This window comes from Pseudomonas sp. JAI120 (assembly GCF_014207255.1).
Classification (GTDB): Bacteria; Pseudomonadota; Gammaproteobacteria; order Pseudomonadales; family Pseudomonadaceae; genus Aquipseudomonas.
In genome coordinates, this window is record NZ_JACHCZ010000001.1 from 2,484,756 (window position 1) to 2,498,963 (window position 14,208).

Annotated in this window: 10 protein-coding genes; 6 read left to right on the forward strand and 4 right to left on the reverse strand. The window is 59.7% G+C overall.

Going from position 1 to position 14,208, the window contains the following annotated elements; translation table 11 throughout:
* The first annotated feature begins 218 nt into the window (after nt 1-218).
* From HDC32_RS11675 to HDC32_RS11685, 3 genes are all read left to right on the forward strand, one after another.
* Nucleotides 219-2,291, forward strand: coding sequence for a TerD family protein (locus HDC32_RS11675; RefSeq protein ID WP_184744029.1), 2,073 nt, complete (start codon nt 219-221; stop codon nt 2,289-2,291).
* Between the two features lie 198 nt (nt 2,292-2,489).
* Nucleotides 2,490-3,269: an alpha/beta hydrolase gene (locus HDC32_RS11680; protein WP_260403611.1), complete on the forward strand. Its 780-nt coding sequence runs from the start codon at nt 2,490-2,492 to the stop codon at nt 3,267-3,269.
* Between the two features lie 329 nt (nt 3,270-3,598).
* Nucleotides 3,599-5,902: an autotransporter outer membrane beta-barrel domain-containing protein gene (locus HDC32_RS11685; RefSeq protein ID WP_184744032.1), complete on the forward strand. Its 2,304-nt coding sequence runs from the start codon at nt 3,599-3,601 to the stop codon at nt 5,900-5,902.
* Nucleotides 5,903-6,084: 182 nt separating this feature from the next.
* Here the strand turns inward: HDC32_RS11685 and guaA are convergent, their stop codons facing one another.
* The 4 genes from guaA to HDC32_RS11705 all read right to left on the reverse strand — a co-directional run bounded on the left by guaA (nt 6,085) and on the right by HDC32_RS11705 (nt 10,771).
* Nucleotides 6,085-7,662, reverse strand: coding sequence for a glutamine-hydrolyzing GMP synthase (gene guaA / locus HDC32_RS11690; RefSeq protein ID WP_053257860.1), 1,578 nt, complete (start codon nt 7,660-7,662; stop codon nt 6,085-6,087).
* Between the two features lie 81 nt (nt 7,663-7,743).
* Entirely contained in the window at nt 7,744-9,213 is a 1,470-nt protein-coding gene (guaB, locus tag HDC32_RS11695; RefSeq protein WP_131697981.1) for an IMP dehydrogenase, read from the reverse strand.
* A 104-nt stretch (nt 9,214-9,317) separates the two neighbouring features.
* Nucleotides 9,318-9,866 (reverse strand): sugar ABC transporter ATPase, encoded by a 549-nt coding sequence (locus HDC32_RS11700; protein WP_065924854.1) that lies wholly within the window; start codon nt 9,864-9,866, stop codon nt 9,318-9,320.
* A 137-nt stretch (nt 9,867-10,003) separates the two neighbouring features.
* Nucleotides 10,004-10,771 carry a sulfite exporter TauE/SafE family protein gene (locus tag HDC32_RS11705; protein WP_145338421.1) on the reverse strand — a complete coding sequence of 256 codons (768 nt, stop codon included), beginning with the start codon at nt 10,769-10,771 and terminating at the stop codon, nt 10,004-10,006.
* A 99-nt stretch (nt 10,772-10,870) separates the two neighbouring features.
* On the opposite strand from HDC32_RS11705, the gene HDC32_RS11710 reads away from it, so the two are divergent.
* The 3 genes from HDC32_RS11710 to HDC32_RS11720 are packed head-to-tail and all read left to right on the forward strand — an operon-like array spanning nt 10,871 to nt 13,976.
* Entirely contained in the window at nt 10,871-11,761 is an 891-nt protein-coding gene (locus tag HDC32_RS11710; RefSeq protein ID WP_167655177.1) for a LysR family transcriptional regulator, read from the forward strand.
* Nucleotides 11,762-11,771: 10 nt separating this feature from the next.
* A complete protein-coding gene (gene xseA / locus HDC32_RS11715; protein ID WP_167655178.1) occupies nt 11,772-13,151 on the forward strand; it encodes an exodeoxyribonuclease VII large subunit in 1,380 nt (459 codons plus the stop codon).
* Nucleotides 13,152-13,154: 3 nt separating this feature from the next.
* Nucleotides 13,155-13,976 carry a M23 family metallopeptidase gene (locus tag HDC32_RS11720; RefSeq protein ID WP_145338390.1) on the forward strand — a complete coding sequence of 274 codons (822 nt, stop codon included), beginning with the start codon at nt 13,155-13,157 and terminating at the stop codon, nt 13,974-13,976.
* Nucleotides 13,977-14,208 lie beyond the last annotated feature (232 nt).

The following is a 14,208-nucleotide window of genomic DNA, read 5'->3' on the forward strand; positions in this document are numbered from 1 at the left end:
GAAGCAGCTTGTTACCGTTGAGCTACGCAGCGACCTGACAAACAGATTCAACCTTACGTAGAATGCCCCCCGTGGCTATGGAACACCTTCCTTCTAACCTCTGATGACCTAGGGGTTTCGCTCTCCACACCGCGCCTGCTTCTTGCAGGCGTTTTTACATCAGTTGTAGAACAATGCAGCAGCTCGTCCAAGACAGCGGCCCAGGGAGAAAATCAAGCATGAATCAGGCGCTGTTCCTGCGTCGCCGTAGCAAAGTTCACGTCCCGATGGGCACTGGCGGTGCCACGCGCGCTCAGGTCGCGTCGGCTGTTCGTGAAGTCACGGCGTTCCGATACGTACTGTCAGAGCCTTTGATTGAACAAATCGGCCTGTTGTCAGCGACAGAGCTCAAGTACTGGCTGCGCGAAATTGTCGGAGTCCTTCGGCGGGAAACTGGCGCTCATGTACACCACAGGCCGTTTTATCCTGACTTTCCAGAACAGGTTCTGACGGCATCAGAAGCGGAGTTGTACCTTAACGCCGTCAGGCACTACCTCACGCTTCGGCGTTTACCACCGACTGATCACCCTCGACCTGCGATGCTTGAAGGCAACTTCATATCCCGCGTTATCGAACCGGGAAGCATCTCTGAGTTCGAGTCACTGCTCGAACCGCTGGTTTCATCGCGCACCTCGCTCTCTGAGGAGGAAACTGCCGACGTCGTCTGGTTTATCCGAAACTACAAAAGCGATGTGTTCCGTCTGCTGCCTGAGACCGTCCCGTTCCGGGAGATCCGTGCACAGGTTGGCGGCGCACTTATCCTGCATGTAGCCGGCGATGCTCGGGTGGACGCATTCCTGGAGCGAAACGTCGAAACGGCGACTGACGTGCTGCGACTCGCGGTCGCGCTGACGGGGGGAGACGTGTCACTGACGACAGCGTCGACACGTTTCACCGCGATGAAGCGCTCAATGCGCCGCCTGTTGTTGCGCCTGCTCGACCACATACCCAACGCTGCAGAAGACGTGATGCGGCATGCTGAGCGATGGAAACGCCTGGCTGAAGTACTTCATCCGGGCGACTACGCCGATAAGTACCCACGAGCGCTGGCCGCCATCACGGCAGCACGTCGCAACGAAGCGCCTGACTCATTTGGATCACGTGTCGAAACATTACTTGCCCAGCGTCACATCGCCACGCTTACGCCCATACTGCAGGGCCATCCTGGTGAATTCGCACGACGGCTGGACGCGACGCTGCGGCGCGCCACTGAACCAGAATCGGTTCTTGACGCGTTCGAGGCGGTAGCGGCACAGGTGTCGTCACCCGTGCTGCTGCAGCTGCTGGCCCAGGTACGTGCGCCGCGCCCCCTCCCCCTGCGAGCCTTCACACCGAAAGGTGCATTCGCCAAAATCTATGGCATCAAGGATCGACGCGAACCTCTCGCTCACGACGTACTGACTCGTGCAGCCAGAATCTGCGAGGGCGCACTCGTAACGCGTTTTGCGTCGCTACCACCACTAGGCCGCTGTTTCATCGATCCAGCATTACGCGAATACAGAGTGCCGCTGGCACAGCGTGCCTCATCGAAGTCGCTACGTACGCTGGTGCGGGGCAGTCGCTTGCCGATGCCTGACACACGTTTCATTCGCCTGTTCCTGTGGTGGAAGAACGGCCGTGAACGCACGGACATCGACTTGTCCGCAGCATTTTTCGACGCCAACTTCGTGTTCAAACAAACGGTCGCGTACTACAACTTGAAGGGTTTCGGCGGCTACCACAGTGGCGACATCGTAGACGCGCCCGAAGGGGCTTCGGAGTTCATCGACCTAGACCTCGATGTCCTTGTCGAGAAGGGTGTGCGCTATATCGTCACCTCTATCAACTCATTCACCCAGCAACCGTACTGTGATCTTCCAGAATGCTTCGCCGGCTGGATGGCCCGCGTCGACGTGGCGTCGGGTGAAGTATTCGAGCCGCGCTCCGTATTCGACCGTATCGATATCGCATCCAACACAGGGATCTGCCTGCCTTTCGTGATGGACTTGCAGGAACGACGCATGATTTGGGCCGATCTGGGGCTCACTTCAGTTCCTCGGTGGAACAACGTCCAGAACAACCTCAGTGGTGTATCGTTGATGCTGCGAGCTTTGGTACATACACCAAAGCCGGATCTGGAGACTCTGTTCGATTTACATGTTCGAGCACGGGGAGAACGAGTGACCTCACCGCAGCAGGCACAGGCGGTGTTTGCGCCTGATCAAGGGATAACACCGTTCGATACGGATTTGATTCGATCACAGTTTCTCTAATACCTATGCCAGCCTTTGCCGTTCATTGAAAACGACAGCTCTTGCTTCGAAACTTTCTACCCAAAAACAATTTGCCAGTCAGCATACTGATAAACAACCTACCGACGCCTCCATTGCCAAGCTGTGTTATGACACATGATGAGTAGACACTTTCCCTGTCGTCGGATATTGGCCGGCTTCTATAAAGCCTGCATGGTGATGATCAGTGCGCTTCTCATCGCCTGCCAATCGCCACGCGAGGCACTGCAACAACTGGCTGAAGAGCACGGCCGACAATTGGTGGTCCTGCCGGGACACGCCTTCCCCCTCGTCATACTTGCGCCGCGCACTGCAGACAACATGACTCGACTGCGTGTCTACCTGGAAGGCGATGGCCATTCCTGGGCGACGGCCACTCAACCCAGCCTGGATCCGAGCCCGCACAATCTGTTAGTGCCACGGCTGGCAGTCGATGATCCGACACCGAATGCGTACCTGGCACGCCCCTGCCAGTTCATCATGACCGCAGCCTGTCAATCAGCACTCTGGACCAATCGACGATTCTCTCAGGAAGTGGTCACCCGCCTCGGCCAGGCGCTGGACCAATTAAAACAGCGATATGGCAATAGTGAGTTCGAACTGGTGGGGTATTCGGGAGGAGCCGCTCTCGCATTATTGTTAGCGGCGCAGCGCAATGATGTTACCCAGGTGCAAACCCTGGCTGGCAATCTCAGTCCACGTCTGTGGGCGAAGATGAAAGGACTGTCGCCACTCGACGGTTCACTGGATCCGCTGGACTATCGTAATCGACTCGCCTTATTACCCCAGCGTCATCTCATCGGAGAAGCAGACCTGATTATTCCAGGTGGATTAGCTGATAGGTACCAACAGGCACTTGGCTCGCCTCTCTCTCGATGTGTCCATGTACCAGGAGTGAGCCATGATAGGGGGTGGGAAGCGATATGGAGCCGATGGGTTAAAACACCGTTGGCACATTAGAATCCTGAAATTCAGGGCGGGCAGGTCCGTTTAAAAACATCCACATACTATCCCCCCTAGTGACTGATCCGGGCGTGACCGCAACGGCACCCCTAAAGTTCCGCCTATTGCTGAATAACCGAAAAAATCCTCAAAAAACGTCTGTAACGTCGCATTTTTTAGCTTTTTTTTCGTGATTGGTTCTTTTTATGATGAATTGCCCTACAAGCATCGTGTAGATTTGCACGCGCTTGAATCAGCACTTCACTGACAAGCTGGCAGGGATGCCTAAAACAGACGCTGACGCGTGGGTTGCTCCCTGTCAGTTTCTGCCTTGTAAGGATACTGCCTTGAACATTTCCCACCTGCGCCGCTCGTTGTTGGCGCTGTCCGTCGCGGCTACCACTGCCACGGTCCATGCCGCACCCGCACCCGACCTGAATCACGACCTGAGCACAGGGGCATACAGCAGCTCCGGTGATGTTTTCAATAACGCCACCTTCACCGGGACGTCGCAAAACGCAGGTGTAGATCTGATGAATGTGACCCTGGCGGGCAACCTGATCAACCAGGGCAACATCAACCTGACGGCTGCGACCCCCACCGACTTCCCGTCCGGTATCGCCATGACCCTCAGTTCCAACGTCGGTGGCGACTTGGTAAATAATGGCGACATTACGGTGAGCGGCAACGCCGTCCTCGGGCTGGACCTGTATCTGGCAAATATCGCAGGTGAAGTGAACAACAACGGCAACATCACTGTGACTGGCGCAAATTCCGAAGGCATGGTGATCACCTCGACCCAGGCGCGCATCAATAACTCGGGCACTATCACCGCGCGTGGCATCGACTCTGCGGGTATCGACATCGAGAAGGCACGCTTTACGGGTCAGATGACAGGCGCTCCCTTCAAGAGTGATATCAACAACAGCGGGACTATCTCCGCTGACGGGGTCGGTATCCGCTTTCGCAGCCTCGACACCTCCGGCGGTTTCGACACCCTCTCCATCAGGCAAACAGGTGGCCTGATCGAAGGCGGCACCGCAGCCATTCTGGCGGACGACAATGCCTCCCCTTCGTATTTCTACTGGCAAGGTGGTCAGGTCAAGGGTGACCTGCTGGGCCTGAGTGGCGTGCTGGTGCAAGGGGACGCGATGTTCGATGGCTCGACCATCCGCGCCGGTTTCGTCGATATCGATGGTGGCCGCCTGACTCTGCTTCGCCCGCAGACCACGATCGTGGGCGACCTCGACATGGACAGCGACACTGCGCGCCTGCGCCTGCTGCTGGATAACAACACGCAGCCCAACACGCCGATCCTGAAAGTCACCGGCAATACCTTCTTCTCTCCAGGCAGCCAGATCGAACTGCAGGCTCGCTCCGACGACTTCCGCACGTCGACCCAGGGCACCCGCTACACCCTCATTAACTCTGGCACGTGGGAAGACCCGCAGAACCTGTCCGTGGTTTCCTCCTCGGCGCTGCTTGAGGTAAGGAACTTCGGCATCGAAGGCCAGGACGTGAAAGCCCTGGTTGCCACCCGCAGTGATGAGGTGATCACGCAAGACCTGCTGGGTGCCCGCGGTTCGCGCAACGCGGTGAACGCCATCACGCCGCTCAAGAACACGGTCCTGGGCCAGATGGACGAAAGCGACCCGGTATTCCAGCGTTTCGCCAACGCCGCCACCAGTGAAGAGCTGGCCAAGCTTGCCGAAACCCTGACCCCGGACGTCAGCCGTGGGGCGATCAACGCCGCCACCAACAGCCAAAACCTGGTCGCCAGTGCCATCAACCGCCGTGCCAGCAAAGCGCGTAGCGGTCTGTCCTCCGGTGACGTCCTGGCAGAACAAGGCGTATGGCTGCAAGCGCTGTCCAGCGATGCCAACCAAGACAGCCGCCACGGTATCGACGGCTACGACGCCAACACCAATGGCATCGCCGTGGGTGCCGACGGCAAACTCAACACCGATACCACCGTGGGCCTGGCTTACAGCTACCTGACCAGCGACGTCAAATCCGACCTGGGCAACAAAACCGACGTCAGCGGCCATGCACTGACCCTGTACGGCAACTGGACCCGTGACAACTTCTTTGTCGACACCTCGCTGATGTATGGCTGGAACGACAACGAGTCCAAACGCTATATCGCCGGCACCCGCGCCAAGGCCGACTACGACAGTGAGATCTTCGGCGTCAACGCACTGGCAGGCTACACGTTCCAGCTCGACAAGCAGTGGTTGCTGGAACCACAGGTCGGTGCGCGCTATGCCAACGTATCGATTGATTCGTACCGTGAAAAAGGCAGCTCAGCCGCCCTCAACGTCGGCAGCCAGCGTTATGAAATCGGCGAAATGGGCCTGGGCGCTCGCCTGGCGGCCGCTTTTGACGTAGGTGCGGGCAGCCTGGAACCGGAAGCCAAGCTGATGGCCTGGCACGATTTCATCGGCGACAAGGCCGGTACCACCTCCACCTTCGTGCTCGGCGGTACCCCGTTCACCACCACCGGCGCGACACCGGCGCGCGACAGCTACGAGCTGGGACTGGGCGCGAACTACCGCGTGGGCGCGTGGAGCGTGGGAGGGATGTACAACTACCTGACCAGCAGTGGTTTCGACGCCGACACCTTCACCGCGAATGTGCGTTACGACTTCTGATCAACGTGTTCGTCTGAAACAACAAAGCCCGCTAATGCGGGCTTTGTTGTTTGAGGCTGATGGTAAAACCAATAAGCGTCTGGCGATGTCACCTGACTAACTGAATATCGCCAATACCATTGATGACGTGGAAAAGTCGCAAACACTCTGAATTTTTTAAAACAGATAGTTGCGGACCAATCCTACTCCCACTCAATCGTCGCCGGCGGCTTGCTCGACACGTCATAAGTAACGCGCGAAATACCTTCGATTTCATTGATGATACGGCCGCTGACGGTTTCCAGCAGTTCGTACGGCAGGTGCGCCCAACGGGCGGTCATGAAGTCGATGGTTTCCACGGCACGCAGGGCCACGACCCAGGCGTAACGACGGCCATCGCCGACCACGCCAACCGATTTCACCGGCTGGAACACCACGAAGGCCTGGCTGACCTTGTGGTACCAGTCGGCCTTGCGCAGTTCTTCGATGAAGATGTGGTCGGCACGACGCAGCAGGTCGGCGTATTCCTTCTTCACTTCACCGAGGATGCGCACGCCCAGGCCCGGGCCTGGGAATGGGTGGCGGTAGACCATGTCGTACGGCAGGCCGAGTTCCAGGCCAAGGCGGCGGACTTCGTCCTTGAACAGTTCGCGCAGTGGTTCTACCAGCTTGAGGTTCATTTCCTCAGGCAGACCACCCACGTTGTGGTGGGACTTGATCACGTGGGCCTTGCCGCTCTTGGCGCCGGCCGACTCGATCACGTCGGGGTAGATGGTGCCTTGGGCGAGGTACTTGATGTTGTCCAGTTTGTTGGACTGGGCATCGAATACGTCGATGAAAGTGCGACCGATGATCTTGCGCTTCTTCTCCGGGTCGGACTCGCCGGCCAGGTTGTTCAGGAACTGCTCTTCGGCGTTGGCGCGGATCACCTTAACGCCCATGTTCTCGGCGAACATGGCCATCACTTGCTCGCCTTCGTGCAGGCGCAGCAGGCCGTTGTCGACGAAAACGCAGGTCAGTTGGTCGCCGATGGCCTTGTGCAGCAGTGCCGCGACCACGGAGGAGTCAACGCCGCCGGACAGGCCGAGCAGCACGTTGTCGGTGCCGACCTGGGCGCGCACGTTGGCGATGGCGTCTTCAGCGATTTTCGATGGGGTCCACAGGGCTTCACACTCGCAGATGTCGAGGATGAAGCGCGACAGAATGCGCCCGCCTTGCTTGGTGTGGGTCACTTCCGGGTGGAACTGCACGCCGTAGTAGCCGCGCTCATCGTTGAACATGCCGGCGATCGGGCAGCTTGGCGTGCTGGCCAGGATGTGGAAGTCTTCCGGCATCTTGGTGACCTTGTCACCGTGGCTCATCCATACATCGAGACCGAACAGGCCGTCGGCGTCGATGTGGTCTTCGATGCCGTCCAGCAGGCGGCTTTTGCCGACCACGTCGACACGGGCATAACCGAATTCACGCAGCTCGGAACCTTCAACCTTGCCGCCCAGTTGCTCGGCCATGGTCTGCATGCCGTAGCAGATACCGAAGACCGGCACGCCCAGGTCAAACACGGCTTGCGGGCAACGCGGGCTGTTGGCTTCGTGCACGGACTCGGGGCCACCGGCGAGGATGACGCCTTTCGGTGCGAATTCGCGGATCGCTTCGTCATCCATGTCGAACGGGTGCAGTTCGCAGTACACGCCGATTTCACGCACGCGGCGGGCGATCAGCTGGGTGTACTGGGAACCGAAGTCGAGGATCAGGATGCGGTGGGCGTGAATGTCGAGGGCCATGAAATCAGTCTCGTCTAATGAATCAGAAACAACTCGGGGCTGAAAGAACAGCCCCGGTTACTTAACGTTTTGCTGGAAGCCTCAACCTACGCGGTAGTTTGGCGCTTCCTTGGTGATCTGCACGTCGTGGACATGGGATTCAGCCATGCCGGCGCCGGTGATCCGTACGAACTCTGGCTTGGTGCGCATTTCTTCGATGTCGGCGCTGCCGGTGTAGCCCATCGAGGAACGCAGGCCGCCCATCAGTTGATGGATGATGGCGCTCAGGGTGCCCTTGTACGGCACACGGCCTTCGATGCCTTCCGGTACGAGCTTCTCGGCGCCTGCCGAGGAGTCCTGGAAGTAACGGTCGGAGGAGCCTTGTGCCTGGGACATGGCGCCCAGCGAACCCATGCCGCGGTAAGCCTTGTAGGAACGGCCCTGGAACAGTTCGATCTCGCCCGGCGCTTCTTCAGTACCGGCGAACATCGAGCCCATCATCACGCAGGAAGCACCGGCAACGATGGCCTTGGACAGGTCACCGGAGAAACGGATGCCGCCGTCGGCGATCAACGGCACGCCGGTGCCTTCAAGGGCGGCGGCGACGTTGGCGATGGCGCTGATTTGCGGCACGCCCACACCAGCGACGATACGCGTGGTGCAGATCGAGCCGGGGCCGATACCGACCTTGACCGCATCAGCGCCGGCTTCGGCCAGGGCCTTGGCGGCAGCGCCGGTAGCAATGTTGCCGCCGATCACCTGCACGTCAGGGAAGTTCTGCTTGACCCAGCGAACGCGGTCGATCACGCCTTTGGAGTGACCGTGGGCGGTGTCGACCACCACCACGTCAACACCGGCCGCAACCAGGGCCGCTACACGGTCACCGGTGTCTTTACCGGTACCGACCGCAGCGCCGACGCGCAGACGACCTTGATCGTCCTTGCTGGCCAGCGGGTAAGCCTTGGCTTTCTCGATGTCGTTGACGGTCATCATGCCTTTGAGGGCGAATTTGTCGTCGACGATCAGCACGCGCTCAATGCGGTGCTTGTGCAGCAGTTCGCGCACATCGTTCTTGTCGGCGCCTTCCATGACAGTCACGAGGCGCTCTTTAGGCGTCATCACTTCGCGGACGGTGACTTCAAGACGGTTCTCGAAACGCACGTCACGGGAAGTGACGATGCCGACCAGGTCGCCATCGTGCAGTACCGGAACGCCGGAGATGTTGTGCAGGCGGGTCAGGTCGAACAGATCACGCACGGTAGCGTCGGCTTCGATGGTGATCGGATCTTTCACCACACCGGCTTCGTAACGCTTGACCTTGCGCACTTCGGCAGCTTGCTGCTCGATGGTCATGTTCTTGTGGATGATGCCGATGCCGCCTTCCTGAGCCATGGCGATTGCCAAACGGGCTTCGGTGACGGTGTCCATGGCAGCGGAAACCAGGGGAATATTCAGCTCGATGCCACGGGTTAGGCGGGTCTTGAGACTGACTTCGTTAGGAAGCACCTCGGAATAACCGGGCACTAGGAGAATGTCGTCGAATGTCAGAGCTTCTTGGCTGATACGCAGCATCGCGGGGGCTCCCGAGCGGGAAAATGGAAGCGCGCCATTATACTCAGACACCCCCCAGGTCTCAATGTAAAACTCTGACATATTTGGGAATAGTGATAGAAGGACTACAGCTCGACTTTGACCCAACTGATCTTCTGGTCCAGCCAATCGGCGAATTCGTCGATAAAGCTCTGCTTGAACCCCGCCTCCGCCCAGTTGTTGAAGATGAACCCCAGGTTGGAAAACCCGCACGCCTGCAGAAACAGGAAACCGTTGATGTCATCTTCATGCCCACACAGCGGGCAGGTGAAGTTGTCGGTGTGGCCAGGCATCCAGTCTTCCAGGCTTTCGAACAGCGCCTCGCCGACTTCCTTGAGGCATTCCGGGCACCCGGCTTCTTCGAGAAAACCCTTGGCCGGGGTGTAGATGCAGCGCTTGTAGATGATCTCCAAGCCGTTGACCGGCTCGTTGAACGGCAGCGCTTCGGGGTGCAGCACCACGGCGCGGGCGCCGTCGGCCAGGGCGTAGGCCATGCGGTTGCCGGTACGGCCACAGGTGGTCAGTTCTTCCTTGATGATGTTCTTGCGCACCAGCCAGCGCACGATGGCCCGGGCGCGGGGCTCGTGGACGGGCAAGGTGGAGATTTTCGGGACAAGGATGCTTTGGGAATTCATGGGAGTCCTGCGGTGTGGCTTCTGGCGTCATCGCGGGCAAGCCCGGCTCCCACATTGGAATGCACTCAACTGTGGGAGCCGGGCTCGCCCGCGATGACGCCCGGGAGGACGGCAGCTTAATCCCTGAAGAAATCAGGTCAAGTGCTCAAGTACCGCCCAATCAATGCAACGCCACTGGCCAACACCAGCCAGGTCACCAACCGGACGAAGGCCTCACGGGACATGCGCATCGTCAGCCTGCGCCCACACCAGAGCCCCAGGGCCATCGCGGGCAGCAGGCACAGTGCCAACATCAGCAGCGGCCAATCAGCATACACCCCGGCGATCAGGAACAGGCTCAGGCGCACCACCGTGCTGCAACTGATCAACGCGCTTTGGGTGGCGCGTGCCGCGTCCTTGGGCAAACGGCTGTTCAGATAGATTGCATATAAAAAGCCACCACTGCCGAACAACGCCCCAAACAGCCCGCCCACGGTGCCCATCGGGATCGACCACCCCGCCGCCAATTGCGTGGGCCGGGTTTTCACCGCCAGGCTGTAAATCGCATAGGCGCTGATAAACAGCCCCATCAACAGCAGCAACAGATCCGAATGCAAATTGAGCAGAAACACCACACCCAGGGTGCAGCCAATCGCCATGCACGGCAGCAATCGCAGCAGCTCCGGCTTGTTCACGTCCCGTCGCGTTTGCAGCAGGCCGCCGAAGGCCGCGACAAAATCCAGCAGCACCAGCAACGGGATGATCTTCGACAGTGGCATAAACACAAGCAGGACCGGCCCCGCCACCAGCGCCGTGCCGAATCCCGCGATGCCAAACACGATATAGGCCACGACGATGCCCAGGCCGATCACCAGCCAATCGAAACCACTAAACGACCACTGATTCATCAGCTCAACCGGGCTCATGGGGTATTCCTTGTAGGAGATAGCCATCACTTTAGCCAGCGGCGAGGGTTGCGACTAATATCTTCAAAGTCCTCCACCCATCTCGAAAAGGCATGACGCGTGATTTCCACCCGCCAACTGCGTTACTTCGTCGAAATAGCCGACAGCGGCAGCTTCAGTGCTGCCGCCGAACGTTTGTTTGTCGCGCAATCGGCCCTGAGCCGGCAGATCAAGGAACTGGAAACCCAACTGCAAACCCCGCTGTTTGAACGCACCGCGCGCCAGCCCCGGCTGACCGCTGCCGGCGAAGCCTTTTATCCACGGGCGCGCAACCTGCTGGGTGAGCTGCACAAGGCCAGTGAAATGGCGACGCAGGTCGGCAATGGCCAACTCGGCACCCTGCGCCTCAGCCATTCGAGCACTGTGCCGATGAGCGGCGTGTTGCTGCAAGGCATCAGCACCTGGCTGGACCGCTGCCCCGGCGTGTCGATGGATATCGTCAAACTGTCGTCCGACGCGCAACTGGAAGACATCGCCGACGGTCGCTTGGACGTCGGGGTGCTGCGTTTGCCCGTGTTGCGCCAGCGCGAAGGTGTGCGGGTCATGCCTTTATACAGCGAGCAATTGCTGCTGGCCGTGCCTGCGAACCATAAGCTGTCGCGCAGCCAGGCCCCCATCGAACTGGAGCAATTGAAGGATGAAGCGTTTATCTCTATCCCCCATCCCCAGCGTGGCGGCTTGAGTTATCTGTCAGCCGAGTTGTGCATGCGTGCGGGATTTTTCCCCAAGGCTGCGCGGGTGATGTCACGCAAGACCACCCAGTTGCAACTGATCCAAGCCGGTTTCGGTATTGCCCTGTTACCAAAATCCATGAAAGACATCTCACCGGCCAACGTGCACTTCTTGCCCCTGGCCGACCCGGACTGCCTGAGCACCGTGGCCCTGGCCAGCCAGCAGTCACCGAGCGCGTTGGTGGAGCAATTCTGTCAAACGTTGCACGAATGCCTATAAACTGCCGCCCATGATTAAAGATCCTTTTGCCCGCTTGGGCCTGGACCGCGAAGTCCTGACTGTCAGCCAACTCAACGGCCGCGCGCGGGTGTTGCTGGAAGACGTGTTCACCAATATCTGGGTCGAAGGCGAGATCTCCAACCTCGCCCGCCCGGCCTCCGGCCATGTGTACTTCACCCTCAAGGACAGCGGCGCCCAGGTGCGTTGCGCGCTGTTTCGCAATAACGCCGCGCGGGTCCGCCAGGCGTTGAAGGATGGCCTGGCGGTCAAGGTACGCGGCAAGGTCTCGCTGTTCGAGGGCCGTGGCGACTACCAGTTGATCCTCGATACCGTCGAGCCCGCCGGCGATGGTGCGCTGCGCCTGGCCTTCGATGCCCTGAAGGAAAAACTCAGCGCCGAAGGCCTGTTCAGTGCCGAACGCAAGGTGCCGCTGCCGGCACACCCTAGGCGCATTGGCATTATCAGCTCGCCTACCGGTGCGGTGATACGCGACATCATCAGTGTGTTCCGCCGTCGCGCGCCGAACGTCGAACTGACCTTGATCCCGACGGCCGTGCAAGGCCGCGAAGCGATCCCGCAGATTGTGCGGGCGTTGAAGCTGGCGGACGCCCGAGGCTTTGACGCGCTGATCCTGGCCCGTGGCGGCGGTTCGCTGGAAGACCTGTGGTGCTTCAACGAAGAGGCCGTGGCCCGTGCGGTGGACGCTTGCGTGACACCGATCGTCAGCGCCGTCGGCCATGAGACCGATGTGTCCATCAGCGACTTTGTGGCGGACGTGCGCGCGCCTACCCCGTCCGCCGCTGCCGAGTTGCTGGCACCGGACGCCAGCCATCTGGTGCGCCAGGTGGAAAACCTGCATCGCCGCCTGGTGATGCTGATGCGCAATCGCCTGACCCACGACCGCCTGCGCCTGGAAGGCATGGCCCGGCGCCTGCGTCACCCCGGCGAACGTCTGCGCCAGCAAGCCCAGCGCCTGGATGACCTGGATATGCGCCTGCGCCGCGCCTTCGAGCGCAGCCTCAATACCCGTCGCGAACGCCTGATCCGCCTGGAAACCCGCCTCGCCGGCCAGCATCCGGGCCGCCAGTTGGCCCTGCTGCGCCAGCGCCTGGACAGCCTCGCCGAACGCCTGCCGCGTGCCATGCGCGAAGGCCTCAAGGCGCGTCGCCTGCAACTGCAAAGCCAGGTGCAGACGCTGCACGTGGTCAGCCCGCTGGCGACGCTGGGTCGTGGCTACAGCATCTTGCTCGACGAGCGCGGCCAGGCCATCCGCAACGCCGCGCAAACCCAAACCGGCCAACGTCTCACCGCGCGCCTCGGTGAAGGTCAATTGCAAGTGCGGGTGGAAGATAACCACCTGACACCCGTCACCCTTTCGTTATTGGATTGATTGATGCCTCGTCTCTTTAGTGTGTTGTTGCTGCTATGCCTCACCGTTAACGCCCATGCCGACAGCTATATCAGCCGTACACTGAACAAGCCGGTGCCGGGCGGCGTCGCGGTGGTTGAGCTGGGCCCTTCGGCCGCCGCGCCGAAAGCCACGTACCAAGGCAAACCGGTGCTGGTGGTGAAGGAGCAGGACAACTGGCTGGCGATTGTCGGCATCCCGCTGACGGTCAAGCCGGGCAACGAGCGCATCAGCAGCGGCGGGCGCAACCTGCCGTTTATCGTTGGTTACAAGAAGTACCCCGAACAACGCATCACCTTGAAGAACAAAAGCCAGGTCAACCCCGACCCGGCGCAACTCAAGCGCATCGAGGGCGAGTTGGCCGTACAGCTCAAGGCCTATCGCAGTTTCAGCCCGAACCTGCCGAGCAACCTGGTGCTGGACAAACCGGTGAACGGTCCGCTGTCGAGCAAGTTTGGCGTGCGCCGCTTCTTCAACGGTGAAGAGCGCAATCCCCATTCGGGCCTGGACTTCGCGGTGCCGGCCGGTACGCCGATCAAGACGCCGGCAAACGGTAAGGTAATTCTGGTCGGCAACTATTTCTTCAACGGCAACACCGTGTTCGTCGACCACGGCCAGGGCTTTATCAGCATGTTCTGCCACATGTCGAAGATCGACGTGAAGGTCGGCCAGCAACTGGTGCGCGGCGCAGTAGTGGGCAAAGTCGGTTCGACCGGCCGCGCGACCGGGCCGCATATGCATTGGAATGTCAGCCTGAACGATGCGCGAGTCGACCCGGCGATTTTCATCGGGGCCTTCCAACCGTGAATAAACCGATTGCGCGCCCGATAACGGTCGCGCAATTTAATCTAGCCTCGGCGTCATTCCCAACCATAAAATCCCGTTTCATACGCAGATAAAAGAACTTCTCTCAATTTTTAGCGACTGCTTGCCATCTTTCACCCCGGCGGTTAGGGTTGAGCTTATGAAAACCTCTCACACCCTCATTCAGCTCCGCCAGCACCGCAGCCTGTGCCTTGTCAGCGCACGACTGCCAGGC

Bases quoted from the DNA above. Each gene is read 5' to 3' on its own strand.
- HDC32_RS11675 (WP_184744029.1), top strand. From the start codon at position 219: ATGAATCAGGCGCTGTTCCTGCGTCGCCGTAGCAAAGTTCACGTCCCG.
- HDC32_RS11680 (WP_260403611.1), top strand. From the start codon at position 2,490: ATGATCAGTGCGCTTCTCATCGCCTGCCAATCGCCACGCGAGGCACTG.
- guaA (WP_053257860.1), bottom strand. From the start codon at position 7,662: ATGGCCCTCGACATTCACGCCCACCGCATCCTGATCCTCGACTTCGGT.
- guaB (WP_131697981.1), bottom strand. From the start codon at position 9,213: ATGCTGCGTATCAGCCAAGAAGCTCTGACATTCGACGACATTCTCCTA.
- HDC32_RS11700 (WP_065924854.1), bottom strand. From the start codon at position 9,866: ATGAATTCCCAAAGCATCCTTGTCCCGAAAATCTCCACCTTGCCCGTC.
- HDC32_RS11705 (WP_145338421.1), bottom strand. From the start codon at position 10,771: ATGAGCCCGGTTGAGCTGATGAATCAGTGGTCGTTTAGTGGTTTCGAT.
- xseA (WP_167655178.1), top strand. From the start codon at position 11,772: ATGATTAAAGATCCTTTTGCCCGCTTGGGCCTGGACCGCGAAGTCCTG.
- HDC32_RS11720 (WP_145338390.1), top strand. From the start codon at position 13,155: ATGCCTCGTCTCTTTAGTGTGTTGTTGCTGCTATGCCTCACCGTTAAC.